The 23,550-nt window shown below is 43.6% G+C and carries 21 protein-coding genes and 1 tRNA gene; 9 read left to right on the top strand and 13 right to left on the bottom strand.

The genetic code is table 11. The features are described from left to right. The first annotated feature begins 38 nt into the window (after window positions 1-38). The 5 genes from B4Q04_RS06535 to B4Q04_RS06510 all read left to right on the top strand — a co-directional run bounded on the left by B4Q04_RS06535 (window position 39) and on the right by B4Q04_RS06510 (window position 8,655). On the top strand, window positions 39-854 hold the full coding sequence (locus B4Q04_RS06535; RefSeq protein ID WP_013993657.1) for a universal stress protein: 816 nt from the start codon (window positions 39-41) through the stop codon (window positions 852-854). A gap of 540 nt (window positions 855-1,394) precedes the next feature. Continuing rightward, window positions 1,395-1,691 (top strand): hypothetical protein, encoded by a 297-nt coding sequence (locus B4Q04_RS06530; RefSeq protein WP_088696303.1) that lies wholly within the window; start codon window positions 1,395-1,397, stop codon window positions 1,689-1,691. A 543-nt stretch (window positions 1,692-2,234) separates the two neighbouring features. Beyond that, window positions 2,235-5,318, top strand: a complete 3,084-nt coding sequence (locus tag B4Q04_RS06520; protein WP_088696302.1) for a SusC/RagA family TonB-linked outer membrane protein — start codon at window positions 2,235-2,237, stop codon at window positions 5,316-5,318. A gap of 17 nt (window positions 5,319-5,335) precedes the next feature. After that, a complete protein-coding gene (locus B4Q04_RS06515) occupies window positions 5,336-7,048 on the top strand; it encodes a RagB/SusD family nutrient uptake outer membrane protein (RefSeq protein WP_088696301.1) in 1,713 nt (570 codons plus the stop codon). Between the two features lie 17 nt (window positions 7,049-7,065). Continuing rightward, entirely contained in the window at window positions 7,066-8,655 is a 1,590-nt protein-coding gene (locus B4Q04_RS06510) for a hypothetical protein (protein WP_088696300.1), read from the top strand. A 617-nt stretch (window positions 8,656-9,272) separates the two neighbouring features. On the opposite strand, the gene B4Q04_RS06505 is transcribed toward B4Q04_RS06510, so the two are convergent. Then, window positions 9,273-9,354 (bottom strand) — tRNA-Leu (locus tag B4Q04_RS06505). A 114-nt stretch (window positions 9,355-9,468) separates the two neighbouring features. Here B4Q04_RS06505 and B4Q04_RS06500 point away from each other — a divergent pair. Continuing rightward, window positions 9,469-10,857, top strand: coding sequence for a dipeptidase (locus B4Q04_RS06500; RefSeq protein WP_013993644.1), 1,389 nt, complete (start codon window positions 9,469-9,471; stop codon window positions 10,855-10,857). Between the two features lie 40 nt (window positions 10,858-10,897). Here B4Q04_RS06500 and B4Q04_RS06495 read toward each other — a convergent pair whose 3' ends face one another. Then, window positions 10,898-11,476, bottom strand: coding sequence for a PhnA domain-containing protein (locus B4Q04_RS06495; RefSeq protein WP_013993643.1), 579 nt, complete (start codon window positions 11,474-11,476; stop codon window positions 10,898-10,900). Window positions 11,477-11,769: 293 nt separating this feature from the next. Here B4Q04_RS06495 and B4Q04_RS06490 point away from each other — a divergent pair, with 293 nt between their 5' ends. The 3 genes from B4Q04_RS06490 to B4Q04_RS06480 all read left to right on the top strand — a co-directional run bounded on the left by B4Q04_RS06490 (window position 11,770) and on the right by B4Q04_RS06480 (window position 15,050). Beyond that, window positions 11,770-12,135, top strand: a complete 366-nt coding sequence (locus B4Q04_RS06490) for a BlaI/MecI/CopY family transcriptional regulator (RefSeq protein ID WP_046287453.1) — start codon at window positions 11,770-11,772, stop codon at window positions 12,133-12,135. A 2-nt stretch (window positions 12,136-12,137) separates the two neighbouring features. Beyond that, on the top strand, window positions 12,138-13,823 hold the full coding sequence (locus B4Q04_RS06485) for a M56 family metallopeptidase (RefSeq protein ID WP_088696299.1): 1,686 nt from the start codon (window positions 12,138-12,140) through the stop codon (window positions 13,821-13,823). 126 nt (window positions 13,824-13,949) lie between these two features. Beyond that, window positions 13,950-15,050 (top strand): DUF4407 domain-containing protein, encoded by a 1,101-nt coding sequence (locus B4Q04_RS06480; protein WP_088696298.1) that lies wholly within the window; start codon window positions 13,950-13,952, stop codon window positions 15,048-15,050. Window positions 15,051-15,061: 11 nt separating this feature from the next. On the opposite strand, the gene B4Q04_RS06475 is transcribed toward B4Q04_RS06480, so the two are convergent. The 11 genes from B4Q04_RS06475 to ruvC all read right to left on the bottom strand — a co-directional run bounded on the left by B4Q04_RS06475 (window position 15,062) and on the right by ruvC (window position 23,548). Next, the gene (locus B4Q04_RS06475; RefSeq protein WP_088696297.1) at window positions 15,062-15,301 is read right to left on the bottom strand and encodes a histidine kinase; all 240 of its coding nucleotides are present in this window, start codon (window positions 15,299-15,301) and stop codon (window positions 15,062-15,064) included. Between the two features lie 353 nt (window positions 15,302-15,654). Then, a complete protein-coding gene (locus tag B4Q04_RS06470; RefSeq protein WP_088696296.1) occupies window positions 15,655-16,656 on the bottom strand; it encodes a metal-dependent hydrolase in 1,002 nt (333 codons plus the stop codon). 24 nt (window positions 16,657-16,680) lie between these two features. Next, window positions 16,681-18,453: a MutS-related protein gene (locus B4Q04_RS06465; protein WP_088696295.1), complete on the bottom strand. Its 1,773-nt coding sequence runs from the start codon at window positions 18,451-18,453 to the stop codon at window positions 16,681-16,683. Between the two features lie 46 nt (window positions 18,454-18,499). Then, window positions 18,500-18,856 carry an MmcQ/YjbR family DNA-binding protein gene (locus B4Q04_RS06460; RefSeq protein ID WP_013993636.1) on the bottom strand — a complete coding sequence of 119 codons (357 nt, stop codon included), beginning with the start codon at window positions 18,854-18,856 and terminating at the stop codon, window positions 18,500-18,502. Then, window positions 18,853-19,404, bottom strand: coding sequence for a GNAT family N-acetyltransferase (locus B4Q04_RS06455; protein WP_088696294.1), 552 nt, complete (start codon window positions 19,402-19,404; stop codon window positions 18,853-18,855). Before B4Q04_RS06455 ends, B4Q04_RS06460 begins: the two co-directional genes overlap by 4 nt. 4 nt (window positions 19,405-19,408) lie before the next feature. Beyond that, window positions 19,409-19,735, bottom strand: coding sequence for a Dabb family protein (locus B4Q04_RS06450; RefSeq protein WP_316932906.1), 327 nt, complete (start codon window positions 19,733-19,735; stop codon window positions 19,409-19,411). A 101-nt stretch (window positions 19,736-19,836) separates the two neighbouring features. Further along, window positions 19,837-20,460: a DUF4230 domain-containing protein gene (locus tag B4Q04_RS06445; protein ID WP_013993633.1), complete on the bottom strand. Its 624-nt coding sequence runs from the start codon at window positions 20,458-20,460 to the stop codon at window positions 19,837-19,839. 1 nt (window position 20,461) lies between these two features. Next, window positions 20,462-20,812: a DUF4260 domain-containing protein gene (locus tag B4Q04_RS06440; RefSeq protein ID WP_013993632.1), complete on the bottom strand. Its 351-nt coding sequence runs from the start codon at window positions 20,810-20,812 to the stop codon at window positions 20,462-20,464. Next, entirely contained in the window at window positions 20,809-21,561 is a 753-nt protein-coding gene (locus B4Q04_RS06435; protein ID WP_013993631.1) for a cyclase family protein, read from the bottom strand. The genes B4Q04_RS06440 and B4Q04_RS06435 overlap by 4 nt, the downstream gene beginning before the upstream one ends. A gap of 84 nt (window positions 21,562-21,645) precedes the next feature. Beyond that, window positions 21,646-22,779 (bottom strand): radical SAM family heme chaperone HemW, encoded by a 1,134-nt coding sequence (hemW, locus tag B4Q04_RS06430; RefSeq protein WP_088696293.1) that lies wholly within the window; start codon window positions 22,777-22,779, stop codon window positions 21,646-21,648. A 214-nt stretch (window positions 22,780-22,993) separates the two neighbouring features. Then, the gene (gene ruvC, locus B4Q04_RS06425) at window positions 22,994-23,548 is read right to left on the bottom strand and encodes a crossover junction endodeoxyribonuclease RuvC (RefSeq protein ID WP_013993629.1); all 555 of its coding nucleotides are present in this window, start codon (window positions 23,546-23,548) and stop codon (window positions 22,994-22,996) included. Between the last annotated feature and the right edge of the window lie 2 nt (window positions 23,549-23,550).

Here is a 23,550-nt window from a genome sequence, read left to right as displayed (position 1 = left end):
ACGGTACATGAATAATTTTAATCTATAAAAAAGTCATTATGCTAAAAATAGTCTTACCCACCGATTTTTCAGCTAACGCCCAAAATGCAATAGATTATGCCCTTTTTCTTTTTGAAAACGAAGAGTGCACCTTCTATCTGCTTCACGCCTATCACGACGTCCCATCGGCCCCTGGAACAAGGTTGGATGCAATTAAGAACCTAGAACGCTTGACTCAACATACGGAAAGGAAAAACAACAATACCAAGCACCGTTTCCAAACCATATTCGAGACCGATTCCGTTTTGAATCTTATCAACCGAACGGCAATAGATAATGCGGTAGATTATATTTTTATGGGAAGCAAGGGATACTCTACATTGCACGAGGTCTTCTTAGGAAGCAATACGGTAGATGTCCTCAAATACCTCGCCCATCCATGTGCCGTCATTGCCGTACCCGAAGATTACGATTATGACCTTCCGGATACAATCACCCTTGCAAGTGATTACAAACATACTTTTACCCCCTCTGAAGTAGCCCCACTTATCGCCATTTCAAAACTTTGGAATACAACGGTTTCCATCGCACATATTCATACCGAAAAGGAACTGAGTGACGAGCAGAAAGCCAATAAAAGTGTTCTAAAACACATTTTAAATGAGGTCGATACTAATTTTATAGAATTGGAAATGAAAAATTCGGTCGCCTCAACCCTACTTTTTCTGGAAAAAGAAAACCCCAATATCGGTATGGTCTCCCTTTTAAATACAAAACACGGCTTCTTTCAAAAGCTACTACGGGAGCCTATACTGCGCAACACATGCTTTCAAACCCGGGTACCGCTGTTGGTTTTGCCCCAAATTGCCCCATAAAGGTTTTTAGAACTATGATGACAGCCTGATCAAAAATAAGGTTCCAGAAAATACGAGATGGCCGTGAATGGTATAAAATTTTGGCTACCATTGAGTTTATTAGCGATTACGAAGAGTTCTCCCCATTACAATTTACTGTAATACTACCTTAAAACCGTACCAGTGGCTTGGTTAAAAACGAAAGTTTAAATTCAACCAAGATCATGAAAGGAAAACGCATAAAATTCAGTCCCCGGTTCAAGGCAAATGTTTCCATTGAGGCCATTAAGATACGTTGCACGCCGGCCGAACCGAGAGGTTCAATGTCAGCGGTGTTATGATATCGAGATGGAAGAAAGAGTTTTTGGAGAACAGTTCCAAGGCATTTGGGGATAGTGCCCAAGAAAGGGGAAAAGAAACCGACAACGAGAAACCCTATGCCAGATTGGCCAGTTGAAAGTCGGGAACGACTATTAAAAAAAAGCTTCAAGAGAACAGGTCTGTTATGGAAAGGAAGCAATTAATAAGGAAAACGCCGAAAGGGATGAGTGCTGGCAGCCAATGTTCCATTTTACAGGTAAACCGTTCAAGCCTTTATTATCGACCGGGGTGTCTCCCAAAACCCTGAAGATTACGAGACTGATAGACAGGTACGCGACCACCTTCCTTGCCGAAGGGCTGCTCTCCTTGCTGAACATGTTGGTAGGAAAAGAATATGTGGTCAACCATAAATGGGTAAGACGTTTGCTCGGAAGTATGGGGCACAAGACACTGTTCCCAAAAAAGTACCTGAGCCAATCGGGTCTTGCCGAATATAAACAACCTAGTTATATTGGTCTAATTAATGGCCAGTATTAAAATGTCAAGGGCATACAAACATATGCCTATTGTCTTTGTTTGATCCCTTCTTTGGTCAATGGTGCTGTCTAAACCTCTGTTTGTCGATTCGGAGAACCCAACCTAATTTCAGCTTAGTAAATTGGCTCAATGGGCGCTGCCAAAAGCCTAGACAAAATCTGAACAACTCATTTTTTTTGTGCATTGTGATAATGTCGGGTCCATGTTCCTCAAACGCGCCGAATCCCTCTTTTTTACATGTCTTCACATAGTTTGGGCCTATCTCGATCATTTAAAATGGGGAACAGCTTAGTGAACGCATGTTTCAGATGAGACCAAATGGTTTTATGGCCCTGGTTTTGGGTAGAAAACTACTGATGTTTTTTTTGATCAACCTCCGATCGTTAAATTGATGTCTAGTTTTTATCAAGTTTACATTTGATCAATCCTTTTATCAAATACATATTTTTGGCTACAATAATTCATTTATTCGCAATTATCAACCATAACTATTCTTGTTTTATCAGTTATTGATAATTTTTCTAAACCACTTAACGTAGCATTATGAAAAGAAAAAAACGTAAACTAAATTATTTAGTCGTGATTTTGCTGTTATTTAATTTCCTGGGGCATGGCAATTTACTGGCTCAGGAAACTGTTACCGGAAATGTAAAGGACGACGCAGGGGTTCCCATTCCAGGGGTTACCGTTATGGTACACGGTACGACCAGGGGTGCCGCCACCGATTTTGACGGAAATTTTGAAATCGAGGCAAGTGAAGGAGAGGTACTCGACTTCTCTTATATCGGTTTTAAGAAGGTATCAAAGACCATTACTTCTACTTCAACGCCCATATCGATTGTGATGCAAGAGGACACCCAACAATTGGACGAGGTGGTCATAGTAGGTTATGGTACACAACGAAAAAAGGAAGTGACCGGAGCGGTCGTCGGACTAAAATCCGATATTATCGAAAAGGCGCCGGTTTCCGACCTTGGGGAATCCATTCAAGGGCAGATAGCAGGTGTTAACGTCCAAGCGAGCGATGGTAGGCCCGGTGCTTCCGCAAACATTCAAATCAGGGGGCTAGGTTCACTATTGGGATCCAACACGCCTTTGTATGTTGTTGACGGCATCCCCTTTGAGGGCACCCCGAATATTGCCCCGGAACAGATCCAATCCATAGACGTTCTAAAAGACGGTGCTTCTGCGGCCGTTTATGGAACAAGGGCTTCCAACGGGGTTATCTTGATTACTACAAAAAGAGGGAAAGAGGGAAAGGTAGAAGTAGACTTTAGCACCTATACCGGTATCCAAAATATAACCTCCGGTATCCCTTTGATGAATACTACACAACAAATGTATCACGAAGAAATAATGTTGGAGGCCCTAGGAAGCGACCCGCTAATTTTCTTCTTCAATCCTGATGCGCTAAAATACGACAGTGACTATGTCAGCGCCGTACAGAACGACAATGCCCTTCTTAAGAATTACGTGGTAGGGGTCAATGGAGGAACGAAAGACCTTTCCATGAATTTCAGTGCCAACTACTACGATCAAGATGGTGTAATGATCAACTCTGGTTTTAACCGTTTGAGCACAAGGTTGAACACACAATTCACCAAAGGAAAGTTCAAGCTTTTCGGAAGCTTGGGCCTAACCTACGAAAACACTACCCAAGAACCTTGGGGACTGTATGAATATGCCGTTTGGCAACAACCATGGCAACCTCCTTTGAACGGCCTGACGCAAACAGGGGAAAACGAAGTAGTACTTCCTGTAAGAAACGCCATCGCCTATAGCTATTTGTCAAGTACATTGAAGAATAGCGATAAAAGAAAGGTAAAGAGCAACAATATTGCCATAAACATGGAATATGAGATTCTAGATGGCCTGACCTACAAACTCAACTTGGGCAGAAACAATTGGGACTACCAAAGAAAATTTCTTCAACCCCAATATTTGGTAACCAATCTCGATGGTTCCTTTAACGCTACGGCATCGAGGGAAGATGCCATACTATCTGAAGATTTTGTTTGGAACGAGCGAAATACAATGGAGAACATATTGAACTTTAATACCGATTTCGGAAAACATAACTTCAATGCTACCGGGGTTCTCTCTTATGAGAAATTCAAATCGAAAGAAGTAGGTGTTGGGGTGATAGGACTTTTAAGTAATGAGACCCCTTCCTTGGGTGCCGGACAAAATGGAATAACCCCGACCAGTTACGATTATACCAATACCTTAAGTGGTCTAATGGGAAGATTACAATATAACTATGACGGTAAATACCTATTCTCGGCGAGTATACGAAGGGATGGCTCCTCCAATTTTTCCAAAGAAAACAAGTACGGTGTTTTTCCGGGAGTTTCTATAGGATGGAATATTTCTGACGAAAACTTTTTAAAGAACAGCGACAAAATAAGCAACCTTAAACTAAGGGGTAGCTGGGCCGAAGTCGGAAATCAAAGTATTGCCGCATATTCTACCGCTACCCAAATAGAAACAGGGGTAAATTATCTGTTTGACGATGCCGAAAGCCTAACACCAGGTTATGTTCAAAGAAGAATTTCAAATAGCGACCTGAAATGGGAAACCAAGATTTCAAAAAATATTGGATTGGACCTTTCGATGTTCAATAACCGGTTTACCTTCACTGCAGACGTTTATGAAAACGAAAGAAAAGAGATGCTTCTTCCTTTATCGACACCTCCTTCCGCAGGAACAAGTCAGCCAAGGGACGTAGGCACGTACAACCCCATTTTCGTAAATGCAGGGGATATGACCAACAGGGGCATTGAACTTGCGGCATCGTACAAAGGGGGGCTGGACCACGAGCTTGTTTGGGACGTTTCGGCAACCTTTACGACAAACAAAAATGAAATCACCAACCTTAACGGAATCGAAAGGGGATACGGGGGCGCCCGACCATCCGTCACATTAGGGACGGGGGTAGACTACACCACCTTCAACGCCGTGGGCTACGAGGCCGGTGCCTTTTTCTTGGTAGAGACCGATGGTGTGATCAAGACCCAAGAGGAACTGGATGCCTATAAAACCATTTATTCCGGGGCCAAACAGGGCGATATGCGCTATGTAGACCAGAACGGTGACAATGTAATTGACGATAACGATAGGGTTTATAAAGGATCCGGCCAACCCGAATTCGAGATAGGCCTCAACTTTAACCTTGCCTATAAAGGTTTTGACCTCTTCGTTCAAAATTACTTTTCGGGAGGAGCCGAGATCTTTAACGGTTCAAGATATCTGGCCTATACAAAAGGAAGGCATCTGGAGCAATATAACATGTGGTCTCCACAAAATCCGAATTCGGATATACCGACATTCAGACAAGATTCGTACGGCAATAACGTACGGGCAAGATCAGATTATTGGCTGGAGGACGGAACTTATTTTCGGGTAAGGAATATCACTTTAGGGTATACCATTCCTTCTGAAACTACCTCATCCATCGGATTGAACAAGTTAAGATTGTACCTGTCCGCCATGAACCCTATTACCATAACCGACTATACAGGTTTTGACCCCGAAATTGGAGGTAACGGACTAAGCACCAGAGGCGTAGACATAGGCAACTATCCGGTAGCTAGGAGATTCCTACTCGGTTTACAGGTTAAATTCTAATAAAAAATTGAAACAAGATGAAAACGAAATCATTTAAACTTATTGGGTTGACCCTTCTTTCCATGGCTACCTTGCTTATAGGCTGTAGTGAAGACGAATGGTTGAACGAGGTTAATCCGAACACGATTACAACGGATATTTTCTGGGAAACACCGACACAGTTCAATTCGGCATTGACCACGGTCTATGGAGCAACACAATTTCAGGCTATCAGTGGTGGGGGTTTGCAATTTGAGATGATGTTGGGCGATGAAGCGGGCACCGAATCTTGGTACGGCCCCTTTGCTTTCAGAAATTTAACCTATAATGATGGGGCCAGTCAAATAGAAGACAAGTGGTCGCAACTTTACATCGGTATATTCAGGGCCAATCAGGTCATCAATAATATAGCGAATGCAGATGGCAGTCTGTTTTCCGAAGGGGAAAAAGAAGTAATCGAGGCACAAGCCAGGTTCTTAAGGGCCTTCTTTTACTTTGAAGTGGCACACACTTTCGGAGGTGGAATTATAAGGACGGAAGCGATCGAGGGTGTTGACAACCTACCTGGAAAATTTTCTTCAATAGAGGAAATAACGAACTCCATCATAATTCCTGATCTTGAATTTGCAAAAGCGCATTTGCCCCGCACTTGGGACGCCGCTAACAAGGCTAGGGTAACCTGGGGCACTGCCACTTCTTTATTGGGCAAGGTCTATTTATATGGTAAGGAGTGGTCTACCGCCGCCGGTCTGTTCAAAAGTGTTATCGATTCTGATATTTATGAGCTTACCGACAATGTAAATGACAACTTCAGACATGATACCGAGTTTAATTCAGAGTCTATTTTCGAAGTAGCCTACAGTGCCGATTTAAACCCCGGTGCAGGTGGGGATGCCGTTGACGACAACAGTTTTGAATCGGGTGCCGAAGCAAGTTCATTGGCCCGGGCCACGGGACAATTGAACTACGGTGCGTATAACACGGTATTGCCTACCTATTACATGCACGAATTGTTTCTTAGCGACGAGATAGACCCTAGCAATCCGGTCAACTACGGTTTTATACAATCTCAAAGAATGTATGGGTCTATTGTTCCAAGTAATGCCGACGGTCTTTATTACGGCGATGAACCTGGGGCAAAAGGATGGGCCTATGGCCAAAGTAGTTATGTAAAAAAACATTCCAATTGGTATCATTTGACCAACGAGGACGGTTTGAGCCGATCAGGAATCAACTTTAGGCATATCCGTTATGCAGATGTGCTTTTAATGTACGCAGAGGCTCTATTGAATTCCGGAGGTTCTGTTGACCAAGCCATCGATTATATCGATATGGTCAGGGCAAGGGCAGGAGTTATTACCCTGAAACAATACCTTGCCGACAATGGCAATACCTTTCCCCAGCTACATATTAGCAAACAGGTACATGGTACCCAGCCCTATGTCGCCCCAACAGCGGAAAACGTTCTCACCCACCTACAACGTGTAGAAAGACCTTTGGAATTATGTTATGAAGGCCATCGATACAAAGATTTGGTACGATGGGGCATTGTTCAAGAGGTCTATGATGAGTTAAGGGCCGATGAAGAGTGGAGAATAAACAACTTTGAAACTATTGAAGAACAAGCGCCATTGTTCATTGTACAACATACAAGACCAGATTTTCTGTTCAGCTCACAGAACTATAATCCAGCCGAATTTGACTATTTCCCCATTCCGGCCGCGGAGCTTCAAACAAACGATGGTTTATAAACAAAAAAATAAAAATTATGAAACTAGGATATAAATTCAAATTGCCGACACTACTGGGCTTAGGCCTAATGATACTAGGGCTGTCCTGTGATGATGACCCTGCAGACGATGTCGCTTTACCAGAAACCAGCCATAGGGTGGTAATGACCTCCGAAATGGATTTTGACAATAAAGTGAACCTGAACGAAGACATCACTTTTGGGGATGTTTCCACAGGTGTGGAGAACAGGACCTGGACCTTTCCCGAAGGTGTTGTCGACATTGCCGGTTCCGACAATGACGCCACCTCTTCCGAAGCCACCGTTAGGGTCTATTTCAAAAAAATAGGTGACCATGAGGTAAAACTTCAACAAACGTTTCAGAGCGATGCCTATGTAGGTACCACCAAAATGGGCAAAGAACTGGACACTACTTTTATTGTTAGGGTTTTAGGAGCGGTAAAAGTTTCCATTTCCGCCAATATCGTAAACAGCGATGGAACTTTAGGAGATGCCCTTACCATAGGCGACAACGCTAAAAATGAAGTTATGGCCGGTTCTACGGTCAGGTACACAGTTGCTACCGAGGGAGAACCTGAAAATTATATTTGGACCGTGAACGGGGGCGACCCGGAATCTTCGGAAGTATTCGAGGATGAATTGGATGTAAAGTACAAAAAGTTGGGATCTTATGATTTTAGCTTTGCCGCGAACAGGGAAAGACCGGAAGGAGGAACCGAGGTCACCTATAAAAATCTAATCACCATCATTCCTTCCACAGAACCCGTAACCTTGGATGCCGTTAACGAAAAAGACGGGAATATAGCCTTGAACTTTAGTCGTGAAATGGAAGAGTCGACACTTAACCCAGAGGACTTTAGCGTAAGCGTCGTAAACGGTGGTGCCGATGTGCCCGTAACCATAGAAAGTGTTACCGTCGATCCTGATGAAGGTAATTTGGTAATCATTAAGTTGGCGGGCAATCAGATTTATAATGATGATACGGTTACCGTTTCCTATACCGCAGGAAGTATGGCTACTACGGATGCATACCCCGCAGAGAGTTTTACAGACCAACAGGTAGTATTCAAGGGAGAGAACATCTTTGAAGGAAGCGCTTTTGATTATAGCTTCGAAAATTACACTGCCGCAAATTGGCCATACCAATGGTGGGGAGCTCCTTATGATGGCTACACCTTTGAAATTTCAACGGCCCAAGCCTATGACGGTGCCAAAAGTGCTTATGTAGAAATGCAGCCAAACGGGGGAATGATCATCGCCAATGTAGATTCCGACAATGCAGCCATACCCTTTAGCTTCGAAACTGGACAATGGTACGAAATAGGTATATGGGTATATGTAGAATCTGTCAACCCTCCCGACACAGGTGATATGTTCAATGCGGATGTGCGGTTTTTCTGGTTCCCCGATGTTGATTGGGGGGTAGGGCCAAATCCTGACCTTACAGCCATTCCTGTGGGTGAATGGGTCTATAGTTCACAGCTGGTACAGTTCTCTTCAGAGGCTCCACAAACCTTTTCGATCAGAGGATATAACGCAAGCAACACCACGGCTACCAGATTCTATATGGATAACATAAGTATATCCAAAGCAAGCTTGAGACCATAGAGAAATTGTTGAGTTAGTTTAATTGGAAAAAGGGTGTTTATTTAGTTAGACACCCTTTTTTATTATTAAACGTTTTACTCGCATGTACACCTCTAAACCCTCTTAAAGATTAATTGTCAATATAAATGAGAAAGTGTTCGAACTTTCCAAGCGATCGGGAAACGTATATGAGGCCTACAAAGTGAGGGATATAGATAAACATTGGAGCACTTTAGTCATTGAAACTCTTCACAGATGAAAGCTAGCGGGGCCCGAAAGACTAACTTTTGCGTATTTACATCCTCATTTTAATTTTACCGGTTGTGTTCTTCATAGCCCTAAACTTTTAAAAACGACAACTCCCCAATAAAATAAAAGGTTTCTGTATTCGTACAGACGGAGAGATTCCCCGAGGCCATGCTCGGGACGGGCTTCTCGCCTCTCCTTATTCTTTCACACCCCGAAACATCACCCACAAAAAAAGCCCCTCAGTTTCCTGAAAGGCTTCCCGAGGCCATGCTCGGGACAGGATTCCCGTTGTACAGGCGGAGCAGGCTTCTCGCCTCTCCTTATTCTTTCACACCCCGAAACATCACCCACAAAAAAAGCCTCTCAGTTTCCTGAAAGGCTTCCCGTTGTACAGGCGGAGAGACTCGAACTCTCACACCTTGCGGCACTAGATCCTAAGTCTAGCGTGTCTACCAATTCCACCACGCCTGCATTTCCAATATCAAATTGGGATGCAAATATAATGCAAAATTTTAATTCTCTAAATTTTCCTTCATATAAAAACGTTCTTTTTCGTATTTTTAAATTACACTCTAAATTTGCTCCATGCAAAACGTACAAGATTACATTCAAAAAAATAAGCAAAGGTTCTTAGATGAACTCATACAACTACTACGCATACCTTCGGTCAGCGCCGACTCCGCCTTCTCCCAAGATGTTATCGACACCTCTGAAGCGGTAAAGACCGCGCTAGAAAATGCAGGTTGCGATACCGTAGAAATTTGTGAAACGGATGGCTACCCCATCGTCTACGGAGAAAAGACGATAGACCCAAACCTTCCCACGGTTTTAGTGTACGGCCATTACGACGTACAACCCCCCGACCCGGTGGAGCTATGGAACTCCCCTCCCTTTGAACCGGTCATCAAAGAAACCGAAATCCATCCCGAAGGGGCCATATTCGCCCGTGGTGCTTGCGATGACAAAGGACAAATGTACATGCACGTAAAGGCTTTGGAATTTATGGTCAAGACCGGCCAATTGCCCTGTAACGTAAAATTCATGATCGAAGGCGAAGAAGAGGTAGGCAGTAACAACTTGGGGGTTTTTGTAGCCAATAACCGTGAAAAACTGGCCAACGATATCATCCTGATTTCCGATACCGGAATGATTGCCAACGACGTACCGTCCATCACTACGGGACTACGGGGCCTTAGCTATGTAGAAGTAGAGGTAACCGGCCCCAATCGGGACTTACATTCAGGACTCTATGGTGGTGCCGTGGCAAATCCGATCAATGCACTTACCAAAATGATCGCCTCCCTCCATGACGAGAACAACCATATTACCATTCCCGGATTTTACGACAAGGTAGAAGAACTCTCCCAAGAAGAACGGGCAGAAATGGCCAAGGCCCCGTTTAGCCTTGAAGCCTATCAAAACGCACTCGACATTGCATCCGTTGACGGAGAAAAAGGCTATAGCACCAATGAACGTAACAGCATACGGCCTACATTGGACGTAAACGGAATTTGGGGCGGCTACACCGGCGAAGGTGCAAAAACGGTAATAGCCAGTAAGGCCTACGCCAAGATATCCATGCGTTTGGTACCCCACCAAGATTGGCAAGAAATTACCCAATTGTTCAAGACCCACTTTGAAAGTATCGCCCCCAAAGGCGTTACCGTAAAAGTAACCCCCCATCACGGCGGACAAGGCTATGTAACCCCAATTGACACTATAGCCTATCAAGCGGCATCAAAGGCCTACGAAACTACCTTCGGCAAAAAACCGATTCCACAACGTAGCGGGGGCAGCATTCCCATTGTGGCCCTATTCGAAAAAGAATTGAACAGCAAGACCATTCTTATGGGCTTCGGGCTCGATAGCGACGCTATACACTCGCCCAACGAACATTTCGGGGTTTGGAACTATCTAAAGGGTATTGAGACCATACCCTATTTCTACCATCACTTTACGGAAATGAACCGGTAAAGGAAAAAAGGGAATCGATCCTAGACCGATTCCCTTTTTTTTATGTCTTCTTTACGTATTTCGTAATGATCACTATCTGTTGGCCATCGACCTTGCCTTCAATATATTCGGCATTCTCGCGGTCCAATGAAATTCGGCGCACCGCCGTACCTTGCTTGGCTACCATACTCGAGCCTTTTACCTTCAAGTCTTTTACAAGTACCACGTTGTCACCGTTTTCCAAGATAACACCGTTGACATCGCGGTGAATGATTTTCTCGCTTTCCGCAAGACCTTCACCCGTGGCTTTCGCCCACTCCAAGGCTTCGTCTTCCATATACATCATATCGAGCAGGTCTTTGGGCCAGCCCTCTTCCTTCAAACGCGAAAGCATACGCCAAGCCACCACCTTTACGGCATCGTGCTCGCTCCACATGCTATCATTTAAACAACGCCAGTGGTTGGCATCGGTAGTATCGGGATTTTCAATTTGTCCCGTACAGGTCGCACAGGCCAAAATACTGCCATCGATTCCTCCTGTAGAAACCGGAGGCACCTCATACACATTCAGTTCGTCAGTGGCCCCACATAGTTCGCAGGCATTGCCACTCCTCTTTTTCAATTCTTCAAGTACACTCATAATTGTTAAATATTCGCCAAATTTAACGGTTTCAACCTTAACAAGACGTACACGACCTACACTTTTATAACAGAAATTTTAACAAGGGCGTTCCCCGTAACAAAACGGGGCCGGGCTATACGTTTCAAGTACGCTTCGCCAAAAGGCGAATGCGGGCTTTCCACTCCTATCCCTAACGCAGACGAACACCAAATAAGCCCCAATCTCCCAAAAAAATGGGCGGCCCTAATTGCTCTACATTTGTAGAATTTAAATTTTTATTCTATGTTTGTAGAACAAAAAGAAGATGCAGCATGAAATTATCAAAAGCCGAAGAAGAACTAATGAACCTCTTATGGAAGCAAAAAAAAGCCTTCATGAAAGACCTTTTGGAAGCCTACCCAGAACCCAAACCGGCAACAACGACCATTGCCACCCTTCTAAAGCGCATGACGGACAAAGGCTTTGTAGCCTATAAAAGTTTAGGACGCTCTCGCGAATACTATCCGCTGGTCAAGAAAAAGGAGTATTTCTCGAAGCACGTAAACGGACTCATCAAGAATTTTTTCAACGACAGCCCTGGTCAGTTCGCTTCTTTTTTTACCCAAGAAACCGACCTGAGCAAAGAAGAATTGGAAGATCTACGAAAGCTGATAGACAACGAAATCAAAAAGCGATAGCCATGGAAGTGTTCCTTCTAAAATCATCTGCCTGCTTGGCCATTTTTATGGCCTTTTACAAGCTGCTATTAGAAACCCAGCCAATGCACGGCTTTAAACGCCTATACCTTGCAGCGGCCCTCTTGCTATCGTTCACCATTCCCTCTATTACCTTTGTCGAATATGTTGAGGCCGCACCGCTCACGGTGGAGACACCTAAGCTCCAAGCCCACCTTTTCCCGGCAACCCAAACGGCCACCTCCTTTGACGTCGCCCATATACTCTGGGCCCTCTACATTTTAGGGGTGTTGGTTTTTTCTATCCGATTTTTAAAAAATTTGGGCCGAATCCTTATCAATATTCAGAACAACCCAAAACTGAGAATGCAAACCTTCATCAATGTGTTGCTGCAAGATGCCACGACTCCGCATACCTTTTTCAATTATATTTTCTTGAACAAACAAAAATTTGAAGCCCAAGAAATTCCTGAAGAGGTATTACTTCACGAAGCGACACATGCGAAACAAAAACACAGTCTCGATATTCTTTTCGTAGAGGTATTGCAAATCATCCTTTGGTTCAATCCGCTTATATACATCATAAAAAACTGGATCAAACTAAACCATGAATTTCTGGCCGACCGCGCCGTTCTAAACCAAGGAACCCCTACCCCCACATATCAAAATATACTTTTAGCGTTTGCCTCATCAACAAACCTTAAAGATAATCAGTCGAGTTTGGCTAACGCCATCAATTATTCATCAATCAAAAAACGTTTTACAGTCATGAAAAAAACAAGCTCTAGAAAATCGGTGGTCTTAAGAAGTGTCGCCGTGGTGCCCTTAATTACCATGCTTCTATTTGGTTTTAGTGAACAGATAACATTGCCGAAAGAAACATCAGCTGTACAGGCCTATCAAAGCGAAGCCAAAAAACAAGAAGTAAAACGCTATAATGCACTGGCCAAAAAATACAATGCCATCCCTAAAGAGACAAGAAATATAGCTTTAGAAGATTTAAAGACCCTAGAACTTATCTATGGTAAAATGTCAAAAAAACAGCGGAACGAAGCACAACCCTTTCCTGAATGCCAAAACAGCCAAACCCATAACAATGGCGCATGCGCTGAAGAAATAGCCGAATACAATGCATTGGCCAAAAAATACAATAAAATGCTGACCAAGGGGAAAAACATACGTATCCTAAAAACGGATGTGGACCGTATGGCCTATCTATATGCCGAAATGACAACAAAACAACGTGCCAGTGCACAGCCCTTTCCCGAGTTGCCGGAACCACCTAGCCCTCCGGCCCCACCAGAGGAGACCTTCATTATGCCCGTAAACAAAACCGAAGTTGCCGCTTTTGAAAAACGTATAGAGGAGATTATTGAAAATCAAGAAATCTATGATGAAGTCAGTATGATAGAACACCTAAACCTCCACACCGGTAATATCACCCCCAACCTTGTTCCCCATATATTTATACAGGCTCCCCCTAATCCGCCCGAACCACCGTCCCCTTTAGAACATGTTCGGACACTGGCGGACAAAAATGCGGTATTCTTCCTAGACGAAAAGGAAATCAGCTATACAAAAGCGATTCAATTGCTTGAGGAAAACAAAAGCATCAATATCGATTTGCGCTACGGTACGGACGGTCGTCCCAAGGTCAAGCTATCGCTAAACCCAATAGAAATTAACCCCTAAACTCAACCAGACCAAGTCTTAAAGCCTTCTAAACAGAAGGCTTTTTTTGTAACAAAAAACGTAACTTACCTACTATTCATCATCAATCGACCCATTTATGGGAATCATCAAAAAAAATCGAACATCATGGTACAACAATTTTTTATCCTCTGCTCGGGGGCCGACACCTCCATTCTAAAAACCTGTTCCAATGGCGAACAGAACAAATACGCCGGTATTGGCGCCACCGTATTCTTTACGGCCCTTATGGCCTTTATTGCCAGCAGTTATGCCCTATACACCGTTTTTGACAACGTATACACCTCCGTTTTCTTTGGTTTGATATGGGGACTCCTTATTTTCAATCTGGATCGTTTTATTGTATCGACCATCAAAAAGCGGAACAGTTTCGGCAATGAACTTTTACAGGCCACACCACGTATTGCACTGGCCGTTATCATAGCCGTGGTCATCTCAAAGCCCTTGGAAATAAAAATTTTCGAAAAGGAAATCAATCAAGTCTTATTGGAGCAAAAGAACGAAATGACCCTGGCCAACAAAAATCAACTCGCCCTGCAGTATACCCCGGCCATTGAAAAACTGAATGCCGATATCACCCAATTAAAAAACGAAATCACCCGTAAAACCGCAGAAACCGATGCCCTATACGACACCTATATCAGTGAGGCCGAAGGTACCGCCGGCACCTTAAAACTAGGCAAAGGCCCGGTTTACGAAGAAAAACGCCAAAAACACGATGCAGCCTTAGCCGAACTTCAGCAATTAAAAGAGAACAACAAGCAGAAAATCATCGCCATCGAAAATCAGATTGAAACTTTAAATGCGGAGTATTCCGATGTGGTCAAAAACTCACAACCCGTAATAGAGGGTTTTGACGGACTCATGGCCCGTATCAATGCCCTGAACGAGCTGCCTTGGCGGCCTTCCTTCTTTATCTTCCTATTGTTTTTGGCCATTGAAACCTCACCCATTATTGCCAAATTATTGGCCCCCAAAGGTCCATACGACATTAAACTGGAAGAAGAGGAACACATGGTCCACACTTGGGCACAACAAAAAATACAGCAGCGCAATGAAATATTGGCTACCGATATTACCCTAAATGAAAAAATATACAGTGAAATAAAACGCGAAGAAGCCGTATACGCCTACAAAAAGAAGAAAGCGGAAGAGCTATTCATACTTCAGGCGGATGCCTTTAAAGACCTACAGGCAAAACAACTTTGACCCAATTTTATTTACACAAATTCTAAGAAGACGTTTATTTTTTTCAACACTTCCTTAAAGTCTCCATCAAAGATTGTATCCCCTGAGTGCAGCCTTTCTTTATGTTCTTCGGCAAAGAGAAAGGTTTTCTCCATACCCAGAATACTGATCTTGTATTTCAGCTTGTGGACAATCTCGGCAGCGGCCCTAGGCTCGCCTAGCTTAATATGGTACAAATATTTGCCCAGGTCCCATGAAAATTCGGATTTCAATTAGGAAATAAATTTTTGTTCAAAATCTAAATCCCTCGCTCCTATGAGGTTTTCCACATAGTTTAAACTTGGTCTCTCTAACTTATAGCCCTCAAAATGCTCCATAAAATCTACCACGTTTTAGCACAACCATCTTTCTCTCATTGTATTTAAAGGTAAGGATTATACTATCGCAATTTTTTTGTTTGTTGTGAAACCTTAAAAAAATTAAGTTATCGTTTAAAAAAAAGATGTTAACCCAAAAACCTAACATCATTACTGCTATTACGACAGAACCCCCTTTTTATTGTTCAGAAACTACTTTTTAACTCACCTTTATGGTTTCGGTGAAATGAAGCGGGTAGCGCCCCTTACTAATTCCCCCAAATTCGCTGCCATAGCGCGCCCAGCAAACGCTTGGCATCTTTTCTGTATTTGGGTGTTTCATAGATACTTAGTCCGTTATCGCTCGGTCTTAGCGCATAAGTAAAGGCAAACCGACTTTCTTTGGGACCTAGACTAATCAGTCCGAATCGGAGATCGTTAAAATAGAGTCCGTCTTCTTTTTTATTAATGGTGTACCACCCTTCGGTCACCTTAATGAGGCGTTCTATCTTTTCGTCGGAGCTCAAGTCCCCCAAAAGTTGATGGTTCTTAGGATAGGACCTAAAAACGATTTCCTTGGTATCGAAAAAAGAATACTCGCCTATTAAATACACATCACCGGCATCTACATTGGCCGACCATAAGATGGTGTTGAACGGAGTAGGACGGGTATCCAACTTCTCGTAGGCGATGCCCTGTGCCTCCAAACTATAGGAAAACTGCCGATAAGCGACCCATTTCAAGATCAAGGTCGTTACCAAATAGGCCGTACTGACCGTTAGCCCCAACCGGTTATATCTTTTTCTTTTGGGCGATGTTTTTTTCTGGCGCATGGCCATAACCAGAAACATGATAAAGGGAAGGGTATACAAGGGGTCGATAACAAATATATTCTGAAAGGCCAATCGCGTCTTAAAGGGCCAAAACAATTGCGTGCCCCAGGTAGTAAACGCATCGAGAACAGGGTGCGTAAACAAGCCCCAGAACATTAACCAGCTCCAATCTTTGAAGCTTGCCCCGCCCTTGCGTTCTATTTTTGAAATAAGCCAACCGAAAATGGGTGCAAAAAGTATGGCAAAAAATATAGAGTGACTGAAGCCGCGGTGTATTTCGGTAGCGGTAACGGTATCAAAAAGGAAACGCGCCATCACATCCAAATCAGGAATGGTACCCGCAATGGCCCCATAGAGCATGGCCTTATTACCAACTTTCTTGCCTAAAACCGCTTCTCCAACGGCAGCACCTAAAACTATTTGTGTCAACGAATCCATGTACTGGCATCTTTAATAAAATTCCTATTCTACGATCTGCATCTTCTTTAATAAAAAGGAGGCGTTCATGTTCTGGCAGATCCCGTCTTTGAACTTATAGTCAAAGTGAAGCTCATCGTCAATGATTTCCGCATCGAAATAATGATTCTCTACCTGTGGCAGCTCATGGGCCACTTCACAAAGGCTTAAATCATGGGTAGCGATTATTCCCGTTGACTTCGAAGCCACCAATCGTTCTACGAACTTACGGCTTCCTTCGGCCTTGTCGGTACTATTGGTTCCTTTTAGAATTTCATCCAAGACAATAAAATAGCGGTCGTTTTGAATTTCGTCAACAATAAATTTCAAGCGTTTCAACTCCGAAAAGAAATACGACTCGTCATCGGTCAACGAATCGGTGGTACGCATACTCGTAATCAATTTTATAGGCGAGTACTCGACCTTTTGGGCACAAAGCGGCAGCCCTACATTGGCCATTACGATTTGCAATGAGACGGTACGCAAAAAGGTACTCTTGCCCGCCATATTGGCACCGGTAACGATAAAGAACTGTTCGCGGTCTATCTTAAAATCGTTCAATACACTTTTCTCCGGGTCCAACAAAGGATGTCCGGCCCCTTCCGACCGAAAGACCACGCCCCCATCATTAATGGTCGGGTAATGGTAGTCCGGATGGTTAAAGGCAAAATTCCCCAGACTGTTATATGCATCGAAATAGGCTATGGCATCAAACCATTTTTCCACAAAATTACCGTGGGCGGCAATCCATTTCTCTATTTCATAACAGTGGGTCAACGTACGCAACATAAAGCCATTGGCCAAAAAGAGGTAGATTACGTTGTTGTTTTTGTCGAGACTATTGAGCTGTTTCGAAAATTGGGCAATGATCAAGGAGGTCTTTTCCCGTTCATGAAGTACATTGCCTTTCAACTCCTTTAAATAATCGGAAGTAAACTCGGTATTTTCAATCAAGGTCAGCAACTTGTTGTATTGCTGAAAAGTGCTCTGCACTTTTGAAGCATCGGAACCGAGTTTCGTAATTTTCTTGGTATATACCCCTGTGATACCCATACCTACCACTAGCCACAAGATCAAGGCCGACTCAGGAGCCAAATCGGCAAAATACAGTCCGAACAACAACGCCGACCCCCCTGAAAAGACCATGGGCAGGTAACGCATGATTTTCGGTACGAAAGCGGTATAGTCGGCCAGCCATTTGACTATAGAATCGGTCTTTCCCTCTATTCTGGTAAGCGAAGCTATGGCCGAAAAATTCTGTCGCCATTCGGGCATTTGGGCCAATTCCTTAATCGCTTCCTGCTTCTGTTCAATCCCTTCTATTTCATTGGCCTTGAACAAGGCCGCAAAAGTCTCCGCCCCCTGCTTTAGGGCGGTTCGGTTGGCATACTGGAAAAAAGAGCCCCTTCCGAACAGATCAATATCTTGACTGAAATAATGCAAGGGGTCCTTGAACTCTTCTCCTTGTGGCAAATCGTGAAATCGGCGATCCAATACATCGAGTTCCGTTTGGTTGATGCGCAACAAGGCCATCAGCCTATCGCGCTGATATTGGAGTCCCGCATGTCGGGTCACAAGAAAAAGGAAAAGCACGATCGTTACCAAAATCACGCCCATAACCCATTTGGAATCGCCAAAAAACCAATAGATTGCAAAACCTGCCGCTCCAAATATGGCCAGGCGCAACATACTTGAAGCAAAGAGTTGCTTTTTTATTTTCGCCAGTTCTTTGGAGTATTTTTCAATTTCGCCACGATAAAAAGAATTCAATTGCTGCATAGTATCCTACAAGGATTTATATATGATTATTGGGGTAATGTTTTTTTTAAAGGGCATCGTACCCCGCCTTAAGCTTTTTGGTGAATTTGGAAATGACCAATGCATACGAATGGTCTACAAGTTCGGTTATAAGTTGGGGAGGAAGGCTTTCCAACAGAAGCGTATTCCAATGCACCTTGCTCATATGATAGCCCGGTATAATACGACCGTCATATGCTTCTCGCAGGGCAATGGCACGCTCGGGATCACATTTCAGGTTTACCTGAGACGGTATCCGCTCCAATGCACACAGGGCGAACATCTTCCCCATAACCTTGAACACCAAGGTTTTTTCATCAAAAGGAAATGACTCGGTAACGCCTTTTTTGGCTATGCAATAGTCGCGAAACTGTTCTATGTTCATTTTACCCCATTCTTATCCGAAGATCTTACCACCAACGATTTTATCTCCGGCCAATGATACCTGACTTTCATGATGGGCCTATCTCCTATATCGCATCCTTCCACGGTTTCCATTTCCTCGCCTCCACAGGCCTTATAAAAACCATGTGCCGCTTCATTCTGCCGCAACACCCACAGGAAGAGTCCTTGTTTCAGACATTGATCAGAGCAGATTCCGGCCACGCGAGACATCAATTGCCTACCCACGCCCTTGCCCTGTACTTCCCTAGAGACGTGCAGATTGTCAAGCAAGGTTCCGAACAGAGGGTCGTAATCCATAAAGACACAGGCAAAACCTATTATCTTCCCTTTATACTCCGCTACCAGAACGACCTGGCCCTCAAGAGGGTCGCGAAGTCTATCGGCCCAGACCTCTTGTCGGTCGTTTAAGGCCTCTCCATCCAAATAACGGTCGCTAAATGCACCGCGATAGTTTTCTTGCCAGCTCTTGGCATGCAAATGTGCAATGGCCAAGGCATCATCGGCCACGGCAGGCCTATAGACCATCATACCTTTATTGTACGCCCATTGAATCGTAAACGATTACTTTGGCCCATAGGTGGCTCGACTCTTCAATAAATACCTTGTGAGGGGCTTCGTCTTGGTACTTTTGCTGGGCTTCGGCCGATTCAAAAGTTACGATCAAGGAATAGGTAAAAGATCCATCTACCACATCACGGCTAGCTTTGGGCGGTTTGCCTATAAAGCTGGTTTTCGCATAGGCCGAATTATCCAAAAACTTCTGTAAGGATTTTTCGAATGCGGCACGGTCTTCTTGGTTATCGGGATTTTTGAACCAGAAAAATACGGTATGGGCAAAATGGGGATCAAACTCTCTCATGTCATTCTTTGTTTGGCCATTAGCGGTAATGGCAAGGGTTAAAAATAATATTACTGTAGTAAGCGTTCTCATAATCATTGTATTTATATAAACCATTTATACTAGTCTTCAAGCATTTCCTTTTGCTTCTCGGTGATTTTCAAAGCCGTGTAATCAAGTTTCCAACCAATGGTCTCCACTATATTCTCGATTAACAATACGGCCTGAATGGCCTCCTTTTTGGCCGTTTCCATCAATCCGCTTTGCGGGATTTTCTCCCGGATATGTTGTTTGGCTTCTTTGTTCAACAAGGTGAGGTCTTCCGAAGAAAAAAAATTGAACATCCCGCTCTGAATATCGTAAAACTGGATATCGGGCTCGATCGACAAGATTTCCGGCTCTGGAAAATGGGTCAGTATGATCCGCTTGTTCTCCTCATCGGCCTTGATCTTTATTTTTTTCAGGTCGTATCCGATATGGGCCTTGGCATTGATGACCAGCAGGGCTTTTTTCTTGCTGCTCACCAAGCTCATAAACCGTTCCTTGATATTCTCATAACGGTAGATTTCGGCAAAATCGCCTTCGACCGAAACCAGTTTGCACACACGCTGTATCTTATCGACAAGTACCGTAGATTGGTGCTTGGTGACCTCTTTCTTCTTCTTCTGCCTTAAAAAGGAATATACCCAGTACATGAGAATAGCACCTAGTATCAGGCCTAAGAAGGTATCGAAAATATTATCCATGTTATTTTCCTATTTCCCCCAAATGGGTAAATTTAAATCCTTTGTCATACTTCAGGCCGTACCCGAAAACACGATCCATTGCAGCATGCGAAAATAAGATAATCCCTATCAACTGCAATATCGGTCCTGAAAGATACACCCCAATTACATAGATGACAAGGGCAATGCCCTTATGATGGAACAGATTGTAGGTAAAGGCCCCCGCCTTGTTTCCCAAAAGATAACCGAGCATACCAATATCGGGGGTCAACAATAAAACCAAAAACCACCACCAAGCATAGGGCAAGAGGCTGAACAGATAAATGCCGAAGAGGAACATGAAGAATTCCTCCACCTTCAAGATTCTTTTCATTTTTTAATAATTTCATAGAGTACAGGCCTACTGGGGCTAGCGTCGTTCTCAAAAGGCGCCACCTGTAGGTTTAACATATAAGAGCCATCTCCTACGGAGTTGGGCACATAAACAAATTCCGTTATGGTAGCATTCTTGCGAAGTTTACCATTAAAGTTCCAAAATGCCTTATGGGCGACCAAGGCCCCATTGTCTTTTTCCTTATCCACGGAAGGGAGGTCTACCAATAAATGCCCGACTTCCTTTTCCACCAAAAATTCGGCCGCTTCCTGTGTAAGATAAGGTGGATTCGAATGCGAGTACTGCCTAGATTTTTTCTGACTCAAATTGGGCAAGGTACGGATGACCACGGCTTCCCGCTTTTTATTGCCCAAAGCGTATTTCAGCTGCTTTTTTGAAATCACAAAATCGCCATCAAGCATTTCCGGGGCAATGGTGATCACTTCGGCCAAAAAGAAATATTGCTTTAAGTTCTTATTGACGGAATGAAACTCGTCCGTGATATGCCCGACACATTCGGTATGGGTACCATGGGCATGGGGATTGAAGGCAATATCGTTAAAATTGATCGATGCCCCCTCAGACACCTTACCCACAAAACCATCTTCTTCATGTGCCTTTATTTCAGGGGGATCAACGTACCATGCAGTTACGTTTTCACTCCCCCCTTTTATAGCGATGGAAATATCCAAAGGCTTGCTAAGGTCTATCGGGTAATTCTTTGTTCTATATTTTATTGTGGCAATCATAACATGTGTTGAGTTTTAAGGACATCCATAAGCTACGGAAACTCAAAAGGCTCCATTTTCCTTTTCGATGCCATATGCCCACACCTACCCCAAATTTACCATAAAAAGGTCAGATGCGAGGCCGTCTGCCAAAAAACGCCCTTTTTTGGTAGTCAGCAAGGTGTCTCCCTCAATATGGAGCAATTCGTCCCTCAGGTGTTTTTCGGCCTGTATCAATGCGTACTCACGATAGTTTTTGCCAAAATCAGATGCTATCCTTGAAAGCGACACCCCCCAAATGGTACGTAGGCCGGTCATTACATATTCGTTATAGGTATCGGTAACCGATAGGGTCTCCGTCTCCATAGGAAGCTCCCCTTTTTCGATAGCCCTTAGGTATTTTGGATTATTATTGATGTTCCACCCCCTACGTACACCATCATAAGAATGGGCCGAGGGACCTATTCCCAAGTATTTTTTCTGTTGCCAGTAAGCCGTATTGTTTTTTGAAAAATAGCCCGGCTTCCCGAAATTGGAGATTTCGTAGCTCTCAAACCCGGCAGCTTCCAAGGTCTCCGATAAAATATAAAAATGTGCTTGCGCCACCTCATCATCTACATTTTTGACCAAGCCCTTTTTAATAAAACTAGAAAGGGCCGTTTGCGGCTCAACGGTGAGGGCATAACTCGAAATATGGGGAATACCAAAGGAAAGGGCTTTCTCTATATTATGCTTCCAACGCTCGTTGTCCATATCCGGAATGCCGTAAATCAAATCGATAGAAATATTATCGAAATAGGCGCTTGCTTCCCTTATGCAATTCTCCGCTTCGCTGGCATTATGCGCCCGGTTCATCAGTTTTAAATCTTCTTCAAAAAAGGACTGTATTCCAATACTTAAGCGATTGACAGGACTCTTAAAAAGGGCCATTATCTTCTCCGTCGACAAATCATCGGGGTTGGCCTCCAAGGTGATTTCAGGATTCCCTGCAACTTTATAATTATCGTAAACCGAATCAATAATGAATTGTATTTCCTCGGCATCCAAGACACTGGGCGTTCCTCCTCCAAAATAAATAGTTTCCACCACCTCATCCTTAAACTCCTCTTTCCGCAAGAGCAGTTCCTTCCGCAATGCCGAAACCATCGCCTCTTTCTTTCCCATGGAGGTCGAGAAATGGAAATCGCAATAGTGACAGGCCTGTTTGCAAAAAGGGATATGAATGTAGATTCCGCTCATTTTTTTTTAGTAATTAGTATTAAGTACTAAGTAAACAGTATTAAGTAAACAGTATTAAGTAATTAGTATCAAGTACTAAGTATTAAGTACTAAGTAATTAGTATTAAGTGTTTAGTTCTTAGGGCTTCGGGATATTGGCTTTTTTTGATGTACGGAAATAAGGTCTAACGTTCACCGAGTAATCTTTACCTCATTCCCAGCACCATAATTTCGCCTACTTCTTCACCCTAGAACTATTCTGTTTCACAAATGCGTCCCAACCAGAGTAACTTTTACCGACCTCTACCCTGCCCTGGTTATAAAAATGACAAACGGCAGCGGCAAGGCCATCGGTGCTATCCAAATTCTTGGGCAAGGATTTTAATCCCAGTAGACTTTGTAGCATTTTGGCCACTTGTTCCTTACTGGCGTTACCGTTTCCCGTGATGGCCATTTTTATTTTCTTCGGCAAATATTCCGTTATGGGAATTTCACGTGAGAGTCCCGCAGCCATGGCCACACCTTGGGCACGACCCAGCTTGAGCATCGACTGTACGTTCTTTCCAAAAAAAGGTGCCTCAATGGCAATTTCATCAGGGTGATACGTATCTATAAGCTCTATGGTGCGCTCGAAAATGAGCTTTAGTTTTACGTAAGGGTCATTATATTTTTGAAGTAGCAATTCGTTCATTTGAACAAATTCCATTTTTTTTCCTACCACTTTTATAAGACCAAAGCCCATAATGGTAGTACCTGGGTCAATACCGAGTATAATTTTTTCCGTAGCCAAAT

This window comes from Zobellia sp. OII3 (assembly GCF_002211465.1).
Taxonomy (GTDB): domain Bacteria; phylum Bacteroidota; class Bacteroidia; order Flavobacteriales; family Flavobacteriaceae; genus Zobellia; species Zobellia galactanivorans.
This window is presented reverse-complemented; position numbering and strand designations above follow the sequence as displayed.

Excerpts from the sequence above, each read along its gene's own strand:
- B4Q04_RS06490 (WP_046287453.1), top strand. The coding sequence starts at position 11,770 with ATGAAATTATCAAAAGCCGAAGAAGAACTAATGAACCTCTTATGGAAG.
- hemW (WP_088696293.1), bottom strand. The coding sequence starts at position 22,779 with ATGAGCGGAATCTACATTCATATCCCTTTTTGCAAACAGGCCTGTCAC.
- B4Q04_RS06500 (WP_013993644.1), top strand. The coding sequence starts at position 9,469 with ATGCAAAACGTACAAGATTACATTCAAAAAAATAAGCAAAGGTTCTTA.
- B4Q04_RS06445 (WP_013993633.1), bottom strand. The coding sequence starts at position 20,460 with ATGGATAATATTTTCGATACCTTCTTAGGCCTGATACTAGGTGCTATT.
- B4Q04_RS06435 (WP_013993631.1), bottom strand. The coding sequence starts at position 21,561 with ATGATTGCCACAATAAAATATAGAACAAAGAATTACCCGATAGACCTT.
- B4Q04_RS06520 (WP_088696302.1), top strand. The coding sequence starts at position 2,235 with ATGAAAAGAAAAAAACGTAAACTAAATTATTTAGTCGTGATTTTGCTG.
- B4Q04_RS06535 (WP_013993657.1), top strand. The coding sequence starts at position 39 with ATGCTAAAAATAGTCTTACCCACCGATTTTTCAGCTAACGCCCAAAAT.
- B4Q04_RS06455 (WP_088696294.1), bottom strand. The coding sequence starts at position 19,404 with ATGATGGTCTATAGGCCTGCCGTGGCCGATGATGCCTTGGCCATTGCA.
- B4Q04_RS06440 (WP_013993632.1), bottom strand. The coding sequence starts at position 20,812 with ATGAAAAGAATCTTGAAGGTGGAGGAATTCTTCATGTTCCTCTTCGGC.
- B4Q04_RS06495 (WP_013993643.1), bottom strand. The coding sequence starts at position 11,476 with ATGAGTGTACTTGAAGAATTGAAAAAGAGGAGTGGCAATGCCTGCGAA.
- B4Q04_RS06510 (WP_088696300.1), top strand. The coding sequence starts at position 7,066 with ATGAAACTAGGATATAAATTCAAATTGCCGACACTACTGGGCTTAGGC.
- B4Q04_RS06515 (WP_088696301.1), top strand. The coding sequence starts at position 5,336 with ATGAAAACGAAATCATTTAAACTTATTGGGTTGACCCTTCTTTCCATG.
- B4Q04_RS06485 (WP_088696299.1), top strand. The coding sequence starts at position 12,138 with ATGGAAGTGTTCCTTCTAAAATCATCTGCCTGCTTGGCCATTTTTATG.
- B4Q04_RS06530 (WP_088696303.1), top strand. The coding sequence starts at position 1,395 with ATGTTCCATTTTACAGGTAAACCGTTCAAGCCTTTATTATCGACCGGG.
- B4Q04_RS06470 (WP_088696296.1), bottom strand. The coding sequence starts at position 16,656 with ATGGATTCGTTGACACAAATAGTTTTAGGTGCTGCCGTTGGAGAAGCG.
- B4Q04_RS06480 (WP_088696298.1), top strand. The coding sequence starts at position 13,950 with ATGGTACAACAATTTTTTATCCTCTGCTCGGGGGCCGACACCTCCATT.
- B4Q04_RS06465 (WP_088696295.1), bottom strand. The coding sequence starts at position 18,453 with ATGCAGCAATTGAATTCTTTTTATCGTGGCGAAATTGAAAAATACTCC.
- B4Q04_RS06450 (WP_316932906.1), bottom strand. The coding sequence starts at position 19,735 with ATGAGAGAGTTTGATCCCCATTTTGCCCATACCGTATTTTTCTGGTTC.
- B4Q04_RS06460 (WP_013993636.1), bottom strand. The coding sequence starts at position 18,856 with ATGAACATAGAACAGTTTCGCGACTATTGCATAGCCAAAAAAGGCGTT.